At 34.2% G+C, this 19,851-nt stretch carries 12 protein-coding genes; 1 reads left to right on the forward strand and 11 read right to left on the reverse strand.

All coding sequences use genetic code 11. The features are described 5' to 3' along the window. Nucleotides 1–231: 231 nt before the first annotated feature. From OLM54_RS13975 to OLM54_RS14010, 8 genes are all read right to left on the reverse strand, one after another. Nucleotides 232–1,665, reverse strand: a complete 1,434-nt coding sequence (locus OLM54_RS13975; protein ID WP_264535203.1) for a sialate O-acetylesterase — start codon at nucleotides 1,663–1,665, stop codon at nucleotides 232–234. A 97-nt stretch (nucleotides 1,666–1,762) separates the two neighbouring features. Next, nucleotides 1,763–5,227 carry a glycosyl hydrolase gene (locus OLM54_RS13980; protein ID WP_264535204.1) on the reverse strand — a complete coding sequence of 1,155 codons (3,465 nt, stop codon included), beginning with the start codon at nucleotides 5,225–5,227 and terminating at the stop codon, nucleotides 1,763–1,765. Between the two features lie 163 nt (nucleotides 5,228–5,390). Further along, nucleotides 5,391–8,696 (reverse strand): glycoside hydrolase family 2 TIM barrel-domain containing protein, encoded by a 3,306-nt coding sequence (locus OLM54_RS13985; protein WP_264535205.1) that lies wholly within the window; start codon nucleotides 8,694–8,696, stop codon nucleotides 5,391–5,393. Nucleotides 8,697–8,746: 50 nt separating this feature from the next. Beyond that, nucleotides 8,747–9,874, reverse strand: a complete 1,128-nt coding sequence (locus tag OLM54_RS13990) for a glycosylase (protein ID WP_264535206.1) — start codon at nucleotides 9,872–9,874, stop codon at nucleotides 8,747–8,749. Between the two features lie 236 nt (nucleotides 9,875–10,110). Next, complete coding sequence (locus OLM54_RS13995; protein WP_264535207.1) at nucleotides 10,111–11,703, reverse strand: hypothetical protein; 1,593 nt, start codon at nucleotides 11,701–11,703, stop codon at nucleotides 10,111–10,113. Between the two features lie 221 nt (nucleotides 11,704–11,924). Beyond that, on the reverse strand, nucleotides 11,925–14,111 hold the full coding sequence (locus tag OLM54_RS14000; protein WP_264535208.1) for an alpha-rhamnosidase: 2,187 nt from the start codon (nucleotides 14,109–14,111) through the stop codon (nucleotides 11,925–11,927). Between the two features lie 259 nt (nucleotides 14,112–14,370). Continuing rightward, a complete protein-coding gene (locus OLM54_RS14005) occupies nucleotides 14,371–14,517 on the reverse strand; it encodes a hypothetical protein (RefSeq protein ID WP_264535209.1) in 147 nt (48 codons plus the stop codon). A 361-nt stretch (nucleotides 14,518–14,878) separates the two neighbouring features. After that, on the reverse strand, nucleotides 14,879–15,091 hold the full coding sequence (locus OLM54_RS14010) for a SymE family type I addiction module toxin (protein ID WP_264535210.1): 213 nt from the start codon (nucleotides 15,089–15,091) through the stop codon (nucleotides 14,879–14,881). A gap of 158 nt (nucleotides 15,092–15,249) precedes the next feature. Here OLM54_RS14010 and OLM54_RS14015 point away from each other — a divergent pair, with 158 nt between their 5' ends. After that, a complete protein-coding gene (locus OLM54_RS14015) occupies nucleotides 15,250–15,459 on the forward strand; it encodes a helix-turn-helix transcriptional regulator (protein WP_264535211.1) in 210 nt (69 codons plus the stop codon). A gap of 44 nt (nucleotides 15,460–15,503) precedes the next feature. Here the strand turns inward: OLM54_RS14015 and OLM54_RS14020 are convergent, their stop codons facing one another. The 3 genes from OLM54_RS14020 to OLM54_RS14030 all read right to left on the reverse strand — a co-directional run bounded on the left by OLM54_RS14020 (nucleotide 15,504) and on the right by OLM54_RS14030 (nucleotide 19,746). Next, the gene (locus tag OLM54_RS14020; RefSeq protein ID WP_264535212.1) at nucleotides 15,504–16,877 is read right to left on the reverse strand and encodes a hypothetical protein; all 1,374 of its coding nucleotides are present in this window, start codon (nucleotides 16,875–16,877) and stop codon (nucleotides 15,504–15,506) included. Between the two features lie 227 nt (nucleotides 16,878–17,104). After that, nucleotides 17,105–18,685 carry a sodium:solute symporter gene (locus tag OLM54_RS14025; RefSeq protein WP_264535213.1) on the reverse strand — a complete coding sequence of 527 codons (1,581 nt, stop codon included), beginning with the start codon at nucleotides 18,683–18,685 and terminating at the stop codon, nucleotides 17,105–17,107. Continuing rightward, nucleotides 18,682–19,746 carry a Gfo/Idh/MocA family protein gene (locus tag OLM54_RS14030; protein ID WP_264535214.1) on the reverse strand — a complete coding sequence of 355 codons (1,065 nt, stop codon included), beginning with the start codon at nucleotides 19,744–19,746 and terminating at the stop codon, nucleotides 18,682–18,684. Before OLM54_RS14030 ends, OLM54_RS14025 begins: the two co-directional genes overlap by 4 nt. Nucleotides 19,747–19,851: the final 105 nt, after the last annotated feature.

The following is a 19,851-nucleotide window of genomic DNA, read 5'->3' on the forward strand; positions in this document are numbered from 1 at the left end:
CTTAAAAATGGAGAACCACTTTATATTAAAATTTTATAATCTTTTATGTTTAATTTTAATTTATCATTCACACGAAATAATAAACAATGCATTTTTTGTTTAGAAAAGACCTGACAGATATTATCCAAAGGCTTTGGCTGTCAGGTTTTATCCAACAAAATCTTATAACCAATATAAGTAATAACTTAAATGAACTGATTAGACTATATATTTTATAAAAGGTTTAATCGCCTACCATTCATCTGTTCTAAAAGATGAAACGGGCAAACCTCCTGCGCTAAATAATTCTGCTTTTACAAAATCTTTAAATAAATAACGTACCGCAACTGGCTTTGTCACTTTATCAGAGGTTAAAACTACTGATTTTCTGCGAACTACGGTTTTAGCCGGATAAAATATTTTATCTTCTCCCGCCAATTCAAAGCCTGTAACTTCCTTCTCATAAGATGTAATTCCGTTTGCAACATCATCAAAAGAAACCGTTACAGAACCATCTTTTATTTCCATCGATTTGTATTTCGGACTTTCAAATTCGAAACCTTCAATTCCGTATGTTCTTGCCAAAGCCTGAAACGCTAATCGGTTTCCGCCTTTTTCTTTATCCATTGGATGAATGTTATTTTCTTCTCCAATATCCATTAAAACTGCCATCGCCGAATTGGGAATTTCTTTTGTAGCTTTCAATTGCGCTTCTCTTAAATAAGCCGAATTGTATTTATCCAAATAATCTTTTGGATGAAATGAAGCATAATTAAACGGTGCAATCTGAGCATAATAAAAAGGGAAATCTCCCTGTTTCCATAAAGCTCTCCAACTGCTTACCATTTTTTTCATTAAATCTTTGTATTCCGAAGCTCTTTCGTAATTTGATTCGCCTTGATACCAAATACAGCCTTTTATTCCGTAACCAATTACAGGCGAAAGCATTCCGTTAAATAAAGTTGTCGGAACACGATTTGGATCTTTTGCCAATTCTTCTTTTGTCGTCGGGATTTTAGCGCTTGCAAAATCTTTTAGCATTTCCTGATTCATCCAGGCTTCCATGCTTGAACCTCCGTATGAAACGTGAATTAATCCCACCGGAACATCTAAAACTTCCTGTAAAATCGAGCCAAAATACCAAGCCGTCGCGCTAAAATTGGATGTCGATTTTGGCGAAGCAACTTCCCATTTTCCTTCAAAATCATCCAAAGGTTCTAAAACCGTTGCTCTTGGAATTGTAATTAATCGAATGTTTTTATTTGTTGATCTTACAATGATTTCGTTTCCGCTTTTTACGGGCTGACCCTGAAATCCTTTCAAAGGCATCTCCATATTTGATTGTCCGGAACAAAGCCAGACTTCGCCAATTAATACATTTTTTACGATTACTTTTTCTGTTCCCTCGGAAACTTCAATTGTAAAAGGTCCGCCAAAAGATGGTGTTTGCAATTCAACTTTCCATTTTCCTTGACTGTCTGCTTTTGCTTTATAGATTTTAGAATTCCATGACGTTTTTACAGTCAGATTTCCATTTTTCTCTGCCCAGCCCCACATTGGCGCGTTCGACTTTTGCTGCAGCATCATATTATCCGAAAACAACGCCGGTAATCTGATTTTTGCATTGATTTGGAAGCTTCCAAAAAGCAATGTCATTATTATGAAAGTGTGTTTAATATTCTTCATTTTCAATATTTTTTTCGCCACGAATTCATGAATTTTTCTTTAATCTTTTCCCACAATCATTCGTGAATTCGTGGCTATTTTTTCTATTTTTTTTTCTTTACTCTTTATTCTTTATTCTTAGCTCTTTTAAAACAGTAACCGGTCCCAATAATCCGGCTTTTAATAATATTCCTTCCTGCAATCTAAAAGGCGCAGTTGTCCAGGTTAATCGTTCTTCTTTTGGTAATTTCTCATCACCAATTAATCGGTTTGCCCATGTATTTGTGATTTTAATTTCTATCGTGTTTTTTCCTTTTTTCAAAGCTTCAGAAATATCTGTTTTGTATGGAAAAGTCCAAATTGTTCCGCAGTCTTTTCCGTTTATAGTTACCTCAGCAATATTGGCAATTGTACCTAAATCAAGCCAGAATTTTTCGTTGGTTTTTTCTTTCCAGATAAAATCCTTTTTATAAACTACAGTTCCTGAATAGTATTTAATTTGATCATTTGTAGAAGTGCTCCAATCAAAAAGTTTGTTAGTTTTTACGAGTTCTTTTGGTCCGTGAAATTCCGGATCAAATTGCAATTCCCAGTTTTCATCCAAAGTCTGAACTGTTTCTGTAGCTATATAATTTTGCTTTTTATTCGAAAGTACTTCTTTGGTATTTTCTCTAAAAATAATGAAACACGATTCGTTTTCTTCCAATACAATCGGAATACTAGTTCGTCCGTTTTCTATTTTCCATTCAGACAAAACAATGGTTTTATCTGTTACAGGATTATATAATTCCGGTATTTTTCCGCTTATGCGAAAGGAAGCTTCAAAACTTCTTTTTTGTTCTTTTTGATTCGAAAGAAAATAGATTTCCTCACTTTCAGATTTTCTGTGTGTCCAGGCAATAGTTTCAGAATCTGCTCTGTTTAATTTTGGAAAATATAAATCCTGTTCAATTCCAATTGAAGCAAAATCATTTCCTAAATACGGAAGTTTAATAATAGTTCCTTTTCCAATTTTCCATGAAGAAGTATTTGCGTTATTATTCCAAATTTCATCAATAACCTTTTTCCATTTTTCATGATTTGCTTCTGATTGCATTCCCGGTTGTAAATCCGGTTTTTCATCAACAAAAATAGTTGCTCCGTTTTTTACCAATTCCAATATTTTTTCGGCTGCAGCCAAAGAAATCATTTTGTTTGGTGCCATTTTATGACTTCCGGGAAACAATAAAGCTCCGTATTCAATGCCGCCGCCAAAAGATATTTTTCCGTTTTCTACTTTGGCATTATGAATTAAAACATCAGCATTAAACGAATCGTATTGATAACCATTTAACGGATTTATCCATTGCGATAAATCCGTAATATTTTTAGAATACGTAACTTCTTTGGGCATTTTTGTAGTGGGCTGATCTACATTTTCCAGACGTATTTTTTCACTTTCGAGTCTTTCCTTTCCAAAAACATTCGGAATAAAAGGCACTAAACGATCCGGAACAAAAGAACGCGAAGGAAAATCTTCGCCAATAAAAACCGCTAAATCAATAACAGGTTTTCCTTTTTGCAATTGAAACTGTACTTTTTGACAATAATCAAACCATGCTTTTCCGGGTTTCCACCAAGTTTGATCTCTTTGAAAAAAAGTTCCAATATCGTCTAAAGTCATTCCCGGTTTCCTGTCAGTCCACGGATTATGTACAAAAACGTGATAAAATAATCGGTTAATTCCTAAAGCGTAATTTCTGTCAGCCAGCGTTTTTAAATTTCCAGGATGTTCATCCCAATCCATTCGCAAAGCCGTAAACGATTCTGCCTGAATAATATCTTTTCCGTAAATATGTCCACCCGAAATGGCGTCAATCATATCAAAAGGTTTATCATGCGTTGGGCTTTTTAACCAAAATTCACCACTTGGATAATCTACATATTTAAAATGTAATAACGCATCGCTCGTTACGACAGGCGCAACGTTTTCTGCACTTAATTTTATGTTATTTTCTTTGGCAATTTGAGCCACCGTTCCAAAGAAATTATCTGCTGTTAATTCTGCAATTGTTTTACGAACATCATATAAAACTTTCTCTGAAACATCAGCACTTTCAATTGGAATTCCCGCCATTACAGGCAAATAATCTACCAGATTGTAACCGCGCCTTTTTTGAAATTCAGCCTGAAAAACCGAAGACCAGTTTTGGCTTCCACATTCCCAGCTATCAAAATGCAGGATTTCTAAAACCTTAGAGGTTAATTCTGTTCCATTTGTACGAACCATTTCACCAAACCAATGATCAAGTTGAAAACGAATTAATTCGGGATTAAATTTATCAACTTCCAAACCTTTTCCGGCACCGCCCGTAGCATTTTCATGTCCGGTAGACGTATGTCCCATTCGGATAATTTTCCAGTTTCCTTTTGGCGCTTTCCAATTCAAATTTCCGTTGGCATCAACTAAATTCGAAATATTGATAATTTCAGACTTTTTGAAAGCGTCATTATTCGGAATTTGTTTTGCAGAAGTTTCCGGACTCAATCGCCAAACTGCTCCTGATTTTCCTTCGTAATTATCAATCAATGACTGATTTGAAAGTGTTATTTTACTCACTTTCAGGTTTTGTTTCCATTTGGCAAAATCTAAATCTTCTGCGCCGGGTTCAGTTCCAACAGGATCATAAACAAATCTGAAATATTTTGCTGTTACGGGTGTAATTGTATGTGTGTGCAGAAAATCCATGTCTTGCCAGCCGTGACGCGGAGCAACCATTCTTTCATGAAATTTAAAATGAATTCCATCATCGCTAATCTCAACAATTAAACGCTGCGCCTGAAAATCTCTGCCTTTTGTTTCAATTACAATTGATTTACACGTAAATGGTTTTTCAAACCCATATTGAATCCAGCCTTTATCTGCAAACTTAAAATTATCATCTTTTTTAGGATCTGACAAAAACGAAGCATCCGTATTATTTGAAGTCGTAACTTTTGGTAATTGAATTTGCGAATTAGTTTGATATTCTTTTATCGGAATTGCAAAAGTCGCAATGTCTTTATAATAGTCTTTGTAATGTTCCGGAACCGGAAGTTTTGTAGTAATTAATTTTCCTCCTGCAATTTCAGTTGTAGACCAAACCACTTTTTGCATTGACATTTCGGGCATAATCCAGGGTCCGCCTGCAACGGCAAAACCATCAGCTCCGTGAAAAGCAATTTTCAGCTCCAATCTGTCGGCTTCCTTAAAAGCCCAATGAATCATATCCCAAAATTCAGGGCTCAACTGCAAAACCGGCGGATCAATTAACGGCGGATTTGCAGGACCTTTAATAGTCATTAAATATGCGCCTGCAATTCCGGCTTGTTTCATGGCTTCTAAATCGGCGGTGATTCCTGTTTTAGAATAAGCCGATTTCATCCAATACCAATATACCCAAGGTTTTGCGGAATTGATTGTGGGCTGAAATTCTGTTTTTTCTTTTTTATGGATTTCCTGCGCGGAAACGAATCCCGCGAAAAGTAACAATACAGTCGAAAGTTTGAAAGTCAAAAGTCGATAGTTAATTGTAAAAAGAAAAAATTGTTTTTTGTTAGGCATTATTATTATTTTTAGTTGTGTCATTTCGAGGGACGAGAAATCACATTACGTATTCACGTTCGTTGCTCTCTGGATGTGATCTCTCCTTCGTCGAGATGACAAAATCATAACTTTTTGTCAAACCGGACAGGTTTTAAAAACCTGTCCGGTTTAGTGGACATAACTAATATTTAAATTTCTTCAAGCTTTCTTCTAATCCATTTTTTGTTGCCGAAAAAGGAACTATATAAAAACTATATTGATAATCGCCAGACTTAATTTGATATTTTTCTAAAGGCTGAGCAACTGCTGTCCAACTATCATTTCCACCAACTCCCATCTGAATTAAATCAATATTTACGGTTAAAAATCCCGGATCTTTTAAATCGAAAGTATGTTTGGCGGCACTTAAATTTTCTTGTGTGTAAGGCCACGCGCTCATGCTTAACACTTTTGCATCATCAACAACCAATAAACCTTTATTTTTTTGCGGCGTTGTAAAAGCCATCCATCTTACTTCGGTTCTGTTTGCATTTTCCTGAGGTTTTACGTAATGTTCCAGAAAATCATTAATTGGTAATGAATATTTCCCTACGAAAGATCCAAAACTTCTGTCGATATAATTCTCTAATTCTCCTTTTCCATACCATGAAATTTGGTCAAACTTTCTCTGAACTCCCATTTGCATTCCGATTTTTGGAATGTTTGGTAATTTGTTTGTGGCTTTCAAACTATAGTCTACTTTAATAACGCCGTTTTCACTGATTTTATAAACGACTTGTACTTGCGCGCTGTCTTTTATAATTTCGTAATCGCTTGTAATTATCGCGCCATCAATAGACATTGCCATTTTGGTATTTATCAATTTTGGTTTTGCCAGATACCACGGTTTCAAAACTTTATTAGATTTCCATCCACGTTTGTCATTATCTGTAAGAGGTCGAACAAAATTAGGAAGTAATGGCGCAAAAACCTGTTCTTCGCCATTAAAAATATACGAATTCAACGCGCCGTTTGCTTTGCTGATGTTGATATCAAAATTTTTCCCTTTGATTTTAAAATCTGAATCTGTTTCTGTTGATTTATATGCTTTATCATCTTTTTTGAATTCAACAACAGCTTCTGATTTTTTCAATAAAAATTGATCTGTCGCAACAACATATCCTTTTGATGCCCAGGGTTTGTCTGCCGAAAGTTGAAAATCAATATTCAGAAAATATTCTGCATCTTTTTTCAATTTTGGTAAATACTGTTTTACATCTAAAATTATAGATTGTCCGGCTTCTAAATTAAAAGGTTTTAGAATTTGAGTTTTAATAATATTTCCGTTTTCTAATAGGGTTAAAACAGGAATATATTCTGCTAAAGATTTTACCGCCTGACGATTTTTAATTTCTAGTTGAAAGTTATCTTTTAATGTACTTGTTGCTGGCTGATAAATCCATTTATTTTCAAAAATCGATCCTTTTGGTTTTCCGTTTGAATCTACAATTCCTTTTGTATTAAAGTTTCCGTCGTGGTATTTTTCGCCAAAATCTCCGCCGTGAGCAAAAAATTCCTGACCCGTTGCATGATCTTTTTTCAATAATCCCTGATCTTTAAATTCCCAAATACAACCGCCAATAACTCTTGGAAGCGAACGGAATTCATCCCATAATTCTTTTAAATTTCCAACAGAATTACCCATGGCATGAGAATATTCGACAAAAATAATTGGTCGTGTATCTTTCTTTTGATCTACTAAAAATTTAGGGGTAAAAACTCCCGGATAAAAACGGCTAACCATATCAACATAAGGTTCATCCTGCGGATTTTCGAATCGATATGCATGATCGATTGTTTTAGGATATCTTGGATCAAGCGGATCGATATATCCGTCTAATCTTGGATTTCCCTGCGCCGGCTCATAATGTACGGGACGTGTAATATCAAAATCATGAACCCAACCGGACATAGCCGCGTGATTTGGTCCTTTTCCGCCTTCGTTTCCTAAACTCCAAAAAACAACTGATGGATGATTTTTATCTCGTTCGACCATTCTGGTCATACGCTCTAAATACGCATTTGTCCATTTTGGGTCGTTGCTTAATTTACCGCCAATTCCGTGTGTTTCCTGATCGGCTTCGTCCATAACCATGATTCCGTATTGATCGCATAAATCATAAAAATAAGGATCATTTGGATAATGGCTGGTTCTTATAAAATTGAAATTGAATTTTTTAATGGTCGTAATATCTTGTTTGATATCATCTCTATTTACGGCTTTTCCTTTTGTTGGATGCTGATCGTGACGGTTTACTCCATACACATATGTTTCTTTTCCGTTGATGAGCATTTTGCCATTTTCTTTTGAGAATTCGATCGATCTAAAACCAACTTTACAGCTTTTGGCTTCTGTAATATTTCCGTTTGCATCTTTTATCGACATTACCAAAGTATATAAATTTGGATCTTCTGAACTCCATTTTTTTGGATTGCTGATGTTTTCCTTAAACATTCCAAAACGCACATTATCCAAACGCGGATAACTTTCGTTGATCATATCGATAACGGGTTTTTGAAGCGGTTCTTTAAATAAAGCCACATTATTGGCATCGTATAATTGTGCCTGAAAAGTATAATCTTTTATTTTTTCGCCTGTCAGATTCTCTACTTTTGGTCGCAATTGAAAAGAAGCATCTTTGTATTCTTTGTCCAGTTTTGTTTGATAAAAGAAATCCTGAATGCGCAATTTTGGCTCAGCCATAATAAAAACCTCACGCTGGATTCCGCTTACGCGCCAATGATCCTGATCTTCCAGATATGAGCCATCTGTCCAGCGAATTACCTGTACCGAAACTACATTTTCTCCTTCTTTTAAATAAGGTGTAATATCAAATTCTGACGGTAAAAAACTGTCTTCTCCATAACCCAGAAATTCACCGTTTAACCAAACCTGAAAACCAGAGCTTACTGCACCAAAATGCAGTGTAATTGTCATGTTTTTCCAATTTTCAGGAACGGTAAAACTGCGTTGGTAAGAACCAACTCCATTATAATCTTTAGGAATAAAAGGTGGATTTATTGGTCTAAAAGGATAAACGGCACTTTTATAAATTGGAATATCATAACCTTTTAATTCCCAATTTGATGGCACTTCGATTTTATCCCAGCCTGAAACTTTTCCTTTATAGAAATCTTTAGAGGCTTCTTTTAAATTTGATGCGTATTTAAAATCCCAATCTCCGGTTAGCATTTGTAATCGGCTTTTGGTTCTGTCGCCTTTTAGTGCATCTTCAATATTAGTGTATGAATATGAAGTTGCTCTTGATGGCTGCCTGTTTATACTTGTTACCGTAGGATCTTCCCACGGAGCAAATTCATATTTTTTAGGTATTTCAGGAATTCCCGCAGGTTCGCCCGTAACGGACTGCCCTTGAATGTTAATTGTTAAAAGTAAGATGAAAAATGTAAATTGAAACTTGGAAAACAACTGAACTAAATTGATCATAATTCTTTATATAATTTTACTAAACTAAGACTGAAAACTGAGACTGAAAACTATTTCTTCTTCTCCGGCGGTGCAACAAAATTCATTTCACTTTTGCCTAAATCTTTAGAAGTTGCAATTGCAATTCCTCTTTGTTCTGCTTTATTTACGGCACAATAAAAGTGATACACTACGCCATTGTATTTTACAACAAATGATTTATGGGCAAACAAATCGTCGTAAGGTTCAGATGATTTGATAAGATCATCACCTTTCCAGTCGGTCCAGTTTACTAAATCATTCGAAACGGCAAAACGGTTAAATGCACCTTGATTCCAACCCGTCCAAAAAGCTCCAAAATAAAACATCACCCACGTATCATTAATACGTTGAATATAGGCATCTCCTGAGATTCCTTTATGATGATTGATTAACGGTTTATTTCCATAACGTTCCCAATGTTTCATATCATCCGATACTGCCATAGCAATACGCTCTGCGCCTTTAGCAGGATTTATACTATCTCCACGCGCATTGTAATACATTATAAAATTGTGTCCTGTCAATTTATCCTTATCACGAATCACACTATTTTTATACATCGTACTATTATCCCACCATCTGGCGTCTTTGTCTTTGGGAGTTAAAACCGGTTTTTCTAAACGCTCAAATTCGTGTGCTTTTGTTGGAGATTCTTTTGTATACGCCATTCCGATAGATAATATTCCGGCTTCGTAACCTTTGCTGTCTCCTCCAAAATAACTCATCCAATATTTATCATCGTATTTTTCCCATTCATAGCTTCCGCCCCAGGTTGGATCTTGTAACGAAATATATCCTGCTTTTTGATTAACATCCCAATGTTGCTCATTTTCAGAGAATGACATTACTTTTCCTAGATGTTTCCAATGTAATAAATCGTCGCTTTCGGCAAGCCAGGTTTCGTAACCTCTTCCGCCATAGATTAGATATGTCATGAACCATTTTCCGTCTTTCCTAAAAACACTTGGGCAATCCATTTTATAGGAGTTGTCTGTTGGCACCATTACCAAACCGTATTTATAAGGCGTTTTGATTTCGTTGTAAATCTCCTGCATTACGGTTTCGTTGATTTCTCTTTTCTTGTATTTTATTGTTGCGCAACTGCTTATGAAAAGTGCTGTAATTGCTAATACTAAATATTTGATTTTATTGTTCATTTTGTATTTTATAATTGTAACTAATTTGAACGCGGATTAAACGGATTTACTTCGTAAAAACGCGGATAAAAACTGATTTTTATTTTACTTTCTTTTTCTTTCTTTTTCTTCTCTTTAACTTTGAACATCTTTACCAAAGTTTAAAACTTTTACAAAGATTACGCGCGTTTAAAATAAAAAATCCGCGCAAATCTGCGTCTTTGCGAAGTAAATCCGTTTCATCCGCGTTCTATTTTTTACTTCATTTCCTTCAATCTGGATTCCATCACGTCTTTGTTTAATTTTACTTTTACCATTCCCATTGGGTGAAATCTCTTTTTCAAATCTATTGCGGCGTAAACAATTGTATAAACGTCATTTCCTTCGGGAATTAAACACAATGGCGTTCTCATAATATCCCACCATTTATCAACTTTTGTTTCTATTGGAAGATATCTCGCTTCGCTCCAATTTTTTCCATCTTTCGATAATGAATATGCCATCATATTAGGCAAATGATGTCCCCAACCGTCCGGACCTCCATCAAAAATAGCAATGTATAAACCGTTTGGCAACTGACTCACAATTGGGTTTTCTACAAAAAACGGATGCATTGTTTTAATCGGATTACTTCCGTCTTTTATTCTGCTCCACGGACCTTCTAAACTTTTTGATTCGGCTAAAGCCACAGACCAGCCTTTTCCAGTTTTCTTCGGATAATCTGCCCACGAATTAAATGGATATGCTCCGCTGTAAAAACCGAAGTATTTATCGCCGACTTTATACGGAAAAAAAGAAGCCACGCCTTGGCGTCCTTCCCACGGTTCAGAGTCTAAACCCGGTTCCATAATGATTCCCATATCTTTATACGGGCCTCCAATTCCGTCGATTCCGTCAACGGTTGATTCGCATCGCCAGATTCGACCAAAAGAATGATTCGGTTCTATAGTTTTACTAACTGTATAAGCCAAATAATAGCCGTACCATTTGTTTGCTTTTTCGTTAAAAACCGGCATATACGACCAAATTGCGGCACGGCGATCATTCATTGGGTTGTCGTCTTCGGTTACGGCATAAGTTCCGCTTGCCTGATATATTGTTGATTCTCTTTTCCAGTGAATCGCGTCTTTACTTGCCCAGTGTCCAATTCTCGTTTTTACACGATCATAATAATAATCAACTCCTTTTTCTCCCGCTCTTTCTGTTGGAAACATATGATAGGTATCGCCTACTTTTACCACACGTCCGCCTTCAAAACCTCCTTGAATTCCTTCTGTTCCGGGCATTCCTTCATCTACAACGGCTTTATTTTCTCCGCCAATAATTTCGAAAAGTGGTTTTTCATCTGAAAATCCTTCAACGATAAAAGTCGGATTCCAAAGTTTTCCGTCTGGAAGTGCCGCGTTTCTAAATGCTATTTTTTGACTACTTTTTACAACTCCTAAAACGGCAAATAATCCTTTTCCGAAATTTATAGTTTGAGTTCCTTTTGCATAAGAAACGGCATAAACATTTACCGGAGGCAAACCTGTGATTGTTAATCCATTTTCTAAAACTAATTTTGAATTTTGTAGTTTATTCGATTGAAGATATTCTGAATCATTGTCCTGAAAAACGCCAATTAAAACCTGAACATTTTCTTTAAATTTTAATTGTAATGGGGAATTTATTCCGTTTTTATAACTTTCTAAAGGAAGTTCAATTCCCGTTAATCCTTGTAATTCCGGAGCTAAACGAACCACATTATGTTTGCTTCCCGAAAATATATGTGCGTATTGTGTTGTTTTAAAGGTTTTGTAATTATTGACAATTTCAAAAGATGCAGGTTTCCATGCGGTGTTTTGTGCCATAACAGAAAACTGAAATAACAGTAAAAACAGTGTTAGAAAAACTGTGCTTGATTTAAAATTGTATTTTTTATTTTTTGAAAACATTGGTTTTTTATTTTTTTGAAAACTTACACTCAATCTGTCATTGCGAGGAACGAAGCAATCACATTTGCAAATTCAAGCTTTGTGTAATTGTTAGTGAGGTTGCTTCGTTCCTCGCAATGACATGCTGGATGAATAATTTAAATCGCTTTATAACTTACTTTATACTCTACATTAGGCTTAATAATCAACTGATATTTATTTTTAGCCAATTCCGTAATTGTTCCTGAATTTGTTTTTGGTTTGCTTGAACTTTCAAAAACCAATCTTCCTTCGCCTTCCGCGGCTTTTACTTTGATTTCTTTAGTGCTGCAGTATAATTCTACTTCACCGTTTGGTGTTGGCACTTTTCCTTGCATCCATTGTAAACCACCTAAATTTGGTTTGATTTCATATTCTGAATATCCCGGAGCAGTTGGTTTTACGCCTAAATAATATTTTCCTAGTAAATAAATTGGGCTGGAACCCCAAGCATGGCAAAGACTTTTTCCATAAGGGCGTCCATACATTGCTAAATGTTCTGTTCCTTTTTTGTTTGGATTGTACTCTTCCCAAAATGATGTTGCCCCTTCTTTTAGCATTCCGCCCCAATACTCTTTCATTTCTTTTAGAACGTAATCCTGTTCGCCAATAGCACACAATGCTTCTAACTCGTAAAAACGCATGTACGGTGTTGTGATTTTAAGAATATCATCATTAAGCAATACCTTCTTTTTTATACTTTGTTTTTGTTCTTCATTAAAATAATTAAAAAAAATACCGAACATATTAGCGTATCTGGTTACAATATTTTGCACTTTACCGTCTATACGCTGGTGCATCATAACGTTTTCCTTTTTATCCCAAAACACATCAAATAATTTTGTTTTTAAATCATCAGCTAATTTTTGATACTGTTTTTGGTCTTCATTTTCACCTGCAATTTTAGCACTAACTGCCATGGCTTCCAGACTTCTGGCTAAAAGCATTTGCTCAAAACTAACCTCTCCGGTTTTTGGTAATCCGTCTGCCCAATCAATAAAAACCCAATCGCCTTCTAATGGTTCCAGAAATCCGTTTGTGTTTCTTCTTTTTAAGCAGAATTCCATAAGTGATTTCATTCTTGGATAAAAAGTTTTTATAAATTTTGTATCGCCCGTATGTAAATAATAATCGTAAACACCTACAAACCAATACAGTGAATAATCCATTATGATATTAATATGAGCCGTTACAGGTTCTTTACCACGAAGCGCCAACAGCGTTCGTTCTACCGAAGCCGAATCAAAGAATAAATAATAATTCATTAAATAACTTTGATAAGCATCGCCAGACCAAACCCAACGGTCGCGTTTAATTCCGTCTATAAAAAATTCGCGGGTTGTTAAATGCATCGTGTAAGCCGAAACATCCCAGATTTGATTCAATTGTTCATCCGATGACTTGAATGCACCACGATAATCTAATGGCAAGTATTCATAAAGCATCGAAATAGAATCGTATTTTACCGTTGCATCTGCTTGTATCTGAACATAGCGGAATGCTTTGGATCCGTCATGTGTATAAGTTTCAGGCTGTTTTCCATCAAAAGATAAATGGTCTAAAGTTTCACATTTGGCAGAATCCAACGCTTCCTCACGAGATTCACCATAATAAAGGGCTATTTTACCTTTTCCTTTTAAACCGTGAATTTTAATATAACCAAAAGTTTCTTTACCAAAATCTACCAACTCACCAGCTCCTGTTTTTTCTGTTTTTTTTGCGCTCAAACGTTTGGTTGTTAGTTTAAATCCGGAAGGTTTATTCTCTGGTGAATAAAAATTCCAGGAACCAACAGGTACCCATGGTGTGCCTGATTGCTGTGCTTTTCCAGATTCATCAATCCAAAGTTTATCTTCATTAGTCACCTTCCATGATGCATCAGATTTAACATACTTACCATCAATATAAATAGCCGGCAATACTTCCTGATTATATACTTTAAAGGAAATTTTGTGTTTTCCAACAGGAATTTTTATTGATTTTGGCTGTCCGTAAACCTGAACACCATCTAAAAGTAATTGAAAAGATCCTTCTGAGTAGATTTTTGCCTCGTCTGGTTCCGGAATATCTACTTCTGTTTGAAAAGTTACTAAGGAATAAGGACTGTAATATTGCCAAAGTGGTGGAAATACTGCTTCGCGTTCTGTACGTCGTACTTGCATTTTATTGCTTAACCAAACCTCAAAATCACCTGGGTACCAGATCCATGTCGCTTCTTTTGGTTTTTCTTGTGCAAACAGAAAAACACAAGGATATAAAACAATACAAACAAACAGGAATCTTAAAATGGAAAATCGGCTTTGCATATATCTTTTTTTTGGAGCTAAAGATAAGTGTTATTTTTACATTTCACAACCTGTTCTGTCATGTTATTTAACCCTTTTTCTATACTGACGATAATTTAACTCTATTTTTTTTATTTAATTCATTAAATTTTGGTTGAATTTTGTTGAAATAGATAATGAGTTGTGAGATTTATCATTCATTGATTGAGGGAAATGTGACATAAAAAAAATGCTCCCAAAAATGGGAGTATTTTGAAATCAATATAAACATATTTTGTATTTATGTATTTAGCTTCTTTTTGCCGATTTTCTTTTTTGTTATTTTTTTCTTTTGAAAAAAATAACTCAAAGCTTTTTCTTCAGCTACTGTTAGAGAACTCAATCCACCAATAGTATCAATTTCTAATTCTATTTTTTTACTTTTCATAATTATTTATTTATTGAAATTCACACAACTTATATGCTCCTTTAATTGCCTTTATTTTTAAATAATAGTAGTTTCAACTCAGCTATGTATTCAGCTATATCACTTTCTAAAAGTTTATCATCATCAATTTTGTCAACGTTACTCCATTCAGCATTTTCATATTTTTCAATTATATCACGTAATTTAGTTCTTAAATTTTTAAAATAAAGATTTTCTTTTGCAAGAAGTCTTAGTCTTCTATCAGAAATAAGAGCTATTTCATAATCTAACTCATTTGTGATTATACCTTTTCTACTATTTTTTCTATGTCAAAATGTTTTCTCATTAACTACAATTCTTAGATACTAATAAGATAATAAACTCACTTTTTTATTACCTTTTCGATTTCTTTATTGGCGGTGATAATAATTTTATTTTTCTCATGCTGAACTGTTACAAATTTCCCATGAACAAAGCCAATATTCTGAAGCCATTTTCCACAAAGTCGGATTTCAGGAAATACAACATAACGCCTATATGACCTTGAAAAATACTTTCGATGGATTTTTAATTGTCGTTTTCCTGATTGCTTCATTTCATTTTTTTTGAAACAAAAATAGTAAATATTTTACTACAAATGATAAAAATTTCAAACTAAATTATAATTTTATAGCACTTTTAAGCAATTAAATTATACTTTTTATTATATTTAAAATACATCATATTTGCATAAAAAAGCAATAAATCAACATTATGTCGAAACTTAGGCTAAATAGAATAAAGGTTGTTTTAGTTGAAACTAATAGAAGTAATAAGGAATTAGCCAAACATTTAGGCAAAACTGTATCGACTGTTTCCCGTTGGTGTACTAATGAATATCAGCCTTCTATTGAAACACTTTATGAAATTTCTAAATATTTGAAGGTTGATATTAGAGAGTTGTTGGTTTCTACTGGGAAGTAAACCTACTTATTATATGATAACATCTATAATAGTTTCAAGCCTAATTACATAATGCAATTTTTAAATTCACTAAAGAAACTAGGTCTCTGGTTTTTCAAATCAACGAATACTGAATATGGATCTTTTGTCTTATAACTTTTTATTCCACGCTTTTTAAAATATTCAACAATTGCTATTGAAGAAGGTATAGCTATAGCGGGAAGAATAATTTTTGTAGGATCTATAATAGCTCCAATTGTTGCAGCACCTGTCAATGCCACTGCATTAGCTTTTTGTGCATCTGAAATAATTTTCATCCATTCTTCTTCTGATTTTTTTATTTCATAATTAAATTTATCACTAAAATTTAAAATTTTATCATCCGTAAGTTTATCTAATTCTGACTGTTCGAGGAATGAACTGAGTTCTCGGAATGATTTTCTAACACCTGAAATTCTGTCTTCTTCTCTTATATTTAGAGCAAAATTAGTATCTACATTATCTAAATATGTCATACTTAAACCAGAGTATAAAGTTCCAAATTTTGTCCAAAATGGATTTGTTCCCCGAGATTCCAATTGTTTTCGTATTATATTTTGCGTTGTATATGAATGCGCACCTGTTAATCGACACAAGGATTCTACCATTTCTATATTACCACCAGATCTATTTACGATTAATTCACCACTTGCATTATCATCAAACTCAACATATAAAGGTAGAGTTTTTCTATGTGCCTTCATTTCTATCGCAGTTTGTTTTATTTGATAAACACTGTAATGAGGAAAGGCACCTTTAATAGTTTTTTCAATAGCTTCAGATGGCAATCCAAGAATCGTAGTTCTTAACTTGTCATACATCATTTCTTCATGTTCTTTTTTAATTAAAGGATCATCATAGAAATCTTCTTCACTTTCATCAACTCTTTTACTCGCAACATTCCGAAACATTTCCGTTGTTTCAGGCTCAAAAGAATATGGATTCTCTATCAGATGTACCAAGCCCTTTTTTACCCATTTTTGAAGAACAATATAGAAATAGAGTGCGTTTACAAATTCACTTTTCCATAAATTAGGATTTGATATTGGACAATATTCTGGAGATATTGAATTTGGGTTTTGTAGTGGATGAAATACTATTATTTCATCTGAATACAATGAATAACGTGCAATATTATTTATTATACTTTTCCCATCCAATACTCCATGAAAAATTGAAGTTAATTTTTCTTTTGCATCATTTTTTGGAAGCAAAGAGTATCGATCCAAATTGTAAGGAAATATTTCTCCATATATTTTATATGTTTCAGAAATTTTTTCCAACGTTATTCGTTTTGCTAAGTCATCCCAAGTTTGATTCTTGTTAATGTTGAAAATTTGATTTAATGCATCATAAAATTGCAAATTAAGATCATTGAATGTCATTGTTTTTTTTATCATATTTTTTTTATTAATGATTCTACTTTTACTAAAATTTATTTATAAGCATGAAATATTCAAACTTATTCAATCTTGTGTAGGTAAGTGTAACAAACCTAGTATTTATTTTATTCAAATACATATAAATTTACTTACATTTTTAAAATCATTTGTCGTACGATTTAATACCAAACAAAAACGCTTCCTTAATAAAAGAAAGCGTTATTATTATAATATTAATTAAATATCTAATTCCCATTAAAAAACAAATACAAACTCAAAATCACCAATCCCAATAAAGCAAATAAAATCTTCACTTTCTTACTGGTTTTAGGAACATCAGTTTCACTAACAAAATTAGTTTCCGGAGATCTATCTACTAATGAAATAACAATAGCCGATACCAATAATGTAGCAAAAATGTAAAATGAAATCAATAAAAAATGAGGCCAAACGGGATATTTATCTGCAGGGAAAATCCACAAATATAAAACCCCAACAAATAAACTAAAAGCTGAACCCCAAGACAGTGTTGCATTTACAGCCTTTTTTGTAGTGCGTTTCCAGAAGATACTTAGCAAGAAAACTACAGATAATGAAGGCGCTAAAAAGCCTAAAACTGCCTGAAAAATATTAAATAGATTTTGTCCTTTTATATTATCGATTGCAATTGCGATAAGAATTGCAAATAAACAACCGGCAGCAATCGTGATTCTTCCAATTTTAATCTGATCTTTTATAGTAGCGGCTGGATTGATTTTCTTTACATAAATATCATTGGTAAAAACGGTACTCAAAGCATTTAAAGACGAACCAATTGTTCCGACTAAAACGGCAATCATAACGCAAATTACCAAACCGTTCATTCCGCTTGGGAATAAATTAGTCACCATTGTCATATATGCCAAGTCTGAATTTTTACCCAATTCAGGATATAAAGCGTAACAAAGAATTCCCGGTAAAATAAATAAAGGCAAAGCCATTACTTTTAACCAGCCAATGAAATTAACGCCGAGTTGCCCTTGTTCGAGATTCTTCGCTCCCAAAACACTCTGAACCATTGATTGATCTGTACAGAAAAAAGCAACTGCGGCAACCGGATATCCCAACAAAATAGCCGGCCACGGATAATGTGCGTCGTTTGCAGGCTGCACTAAATTCCAGAAATTAGAAGGTGTTTTTGCAATTAAAACATCGATTCCGCCCAATTTTTGTAAACCTAAATATGATAATGTAAGCGAAACAACAATCAATAAAATCATTTGAAAAACATTCACTTTTGCTATGGCTTTTAATCCTCCGGCGAAAGTAAAAATTCCTGAAAAAATTACTAAAACGGTAACACTTTGCCACATTGGGATTCCAAGAATCTGACGTACTAAAATGCCTCCGCTAAATAATCCTAACGATAACCAACTTACCAAAATTTTAACCAAAGCATACCAGGCCAAAATATTTTGAGTGCTATCGCCGTAACGTTTTCCCATATATTCCGGCATCGTGCTTACTTTACTCGCAATATATCTTGGTGCAAAAACCATCGCCAAAAGCAGTAGAAAAACAAATGCATACCATTCGAAATTTCCGGCTACAATTCCGGTTGCGTAACCAATACTCGCAAATGCCAATAATGACGACGGACCAACATTTGTTCCCCACATATTAAACCCAATGCTGTACCAATTAAGCGAATTTCCGGCGAGAAAAAGTGTTTCATTTTTCTTGCTTTGTTTTACGCTTACCACCCAACCAATAACTAATAATGCCACCAAATAAACGGCTACAATTACAAAATCAAGCGTTGTTAATTTATCGTAGATACTGTTCATAGTCCGTATTCGTTAAGAATATCAGCTATTTTTACTGGCATTCCGGTTTGTAATGATTTATCCATTGCCTGCAATAAAGCTACGGTTCCTATTCCTTCTTTCATGTCAGGATATGCGGTGAAATTTTGTTCGATACTATCTGTAAAATATTCAAGATAATTTTGATATTCTCCTGCGTGATGACTTTGTCCTTCAAAACGGAAATAATGTTTTAAGGTTGCATCGCCCCATGTTATTACTTTTTCTTCACCGGTTTTATCTGTAATAGCGTAACGCAATTCGTGATAATCGGCCTGACTTGCTCCTTCTGTCGCACGTAAAATCGTACTCATTCCGCTATCTCTTTGCGCAGGTTGTGTTGGCGAAGTATAAACGCCACTAACTCTTGCAATTCTTCCATCAGTCGCTTTGAAGATAAAATGCATCGTATCTTCGTTTTTTAATCCGGCTGCACTTCCGTTACTGCTGATCATTCCGTAACCCATTACTTCTTCGATATTGGGTAAATACCATCTGATGAAATCTACGGGATGACTTAAACCTCCGTAAAGCCATTTAAAAGATTGTAATAACGACCATTCTTTTTCCAGAAACCATCTGTGATCTGCGTGATATTGCGCTTCGATTGTAATTAAATCACCTATTAAACCTGCTTCAAAATCTGCTCTTTGTCTTTTTGCAGGTTCAAAAAATCGAGAACTCTGACCTATAAAAACTTTCTTTCCTGTTTTTTCGCTCAAAGCCAATAAATCTTTTGCATCTGCAAGATTATCGATAAAAGGTTTGGTGCAAACTACATGTTTTCCGTGAAGCAAAGCTTGCTTAACATGATCTGCATGTAAATGATCCGGTGTGTAAATTGCGATTATATCAATTTCAGTATCATTCAATAAATCTTCGTAATTGGTTGTATACGAGTGAAAATCAAATTCTCTTGCTCTTTGTTTACACAATTCTTCGTTTCTGTCACATACTTTTACGAGCTCTAATTTTGAGCTTTTTAAAGCTGCCGACATCGTGCTTCGACCTTCTCCGAGTCCTAAAATGGCGATTTTTAACATGAGGTTATTTATTTTAGATTGTTGATTTTAGATTTTGTCTGAAATCAATTTTACTTTGGGTTTATTTTTCTTGCCACAGATTAAAATGATTTTAAAGATTTTCTA

The organism is Flavobacterium sp. N1736 (assembly GCF_025947065.1).
Classification (GTDB): domain Bacteria; phylum Bacteroidota; class Bacteroidia; order Flavobacteriales; family Flavobacteriaceae; genus Flavobacterium.

Coding starts and splice junctions, on each gene's coding strand:
- OLM54_RS14010 (WP_264535210.1), bottom strand. CDS start 15,091: ATGAAGCAATCAGGAAAACGACAATTAAAAATCCATCGAAAGTATTTT.
- OLM54_RS13975 (WP_264535203.1), bottom strand. CDS start 1,665: ATGAAGAATATTAAACACACTTTCATAATAATGACATTGCTTTTTGGA.
- OLM54_RS13995 (WP_264535207.1), bottom strand. CDS start 11,703: ATGGCACAAAACACCGCATGGAAACCTGCATCTTTTGAAATTGTCAAT.
- OLM54_RS14030 (WP_264535214.1), bottom strand. CDS start 19,746: ATGTTAAAAATCGCCATTTTAGGACTCGGAGAAGGTCGAAGCACGATG.
- OLM54_RS14025 (WP_264535213.1), bottom strand. CDS start 18,685: ATGAACAGTATCTACGATAAATTAACAACGCTTGATTTTGTAATTGTA.
- OLM54_RS13980 (WP_264535204.1), bottom strand. CDS start 5,227: ATGCCTAACAAAAAACAATTTTTTCTTTTTACAATTAACTATCGACTT.
- OLM54_RS13990 (WP_264535206.1), bottom strand. CDS start 9,874: ATGAACAATAAAATCAAATATTTAGTATTAGCAATTACAGCACTTTTC.
- OLM54_RS14015 (WP_264535211.1), top strand. CDS start 15,250: ATGTCGAAACTTAGGCTAAATAGAATAAAGGTTGTTTTAGTTGAAACT.
- OLM54_RS14020 (WP_264535212.1), bottom strand. CDS start 16,877: ATGATAAAAAAAACAATGACATTCAATGATCTTAATTTGCAATTTTAT.
- OLM54_RS14000 (WP_264535208.1), bottom strand. CDS start 14,111: ATGCAAAGCCGATTTTCCATTTTAAGATTCCTGTTTGTTTGTATTGTT.
- OLM54_RS13985 (WP_264535205.1), bottom strand. CDS start 8,696: ATGATCAATTTAGTTCAGTTGTTTTCCAAGTTTCAATTTACATTTTTC.
- OLM54_RS14005 (WP_264535209.1), bottom strand. CDS start 14,517: ATGAAAAGTAAAAAAATAGAATTAGAAATTGATACTATTGGTGGATTG.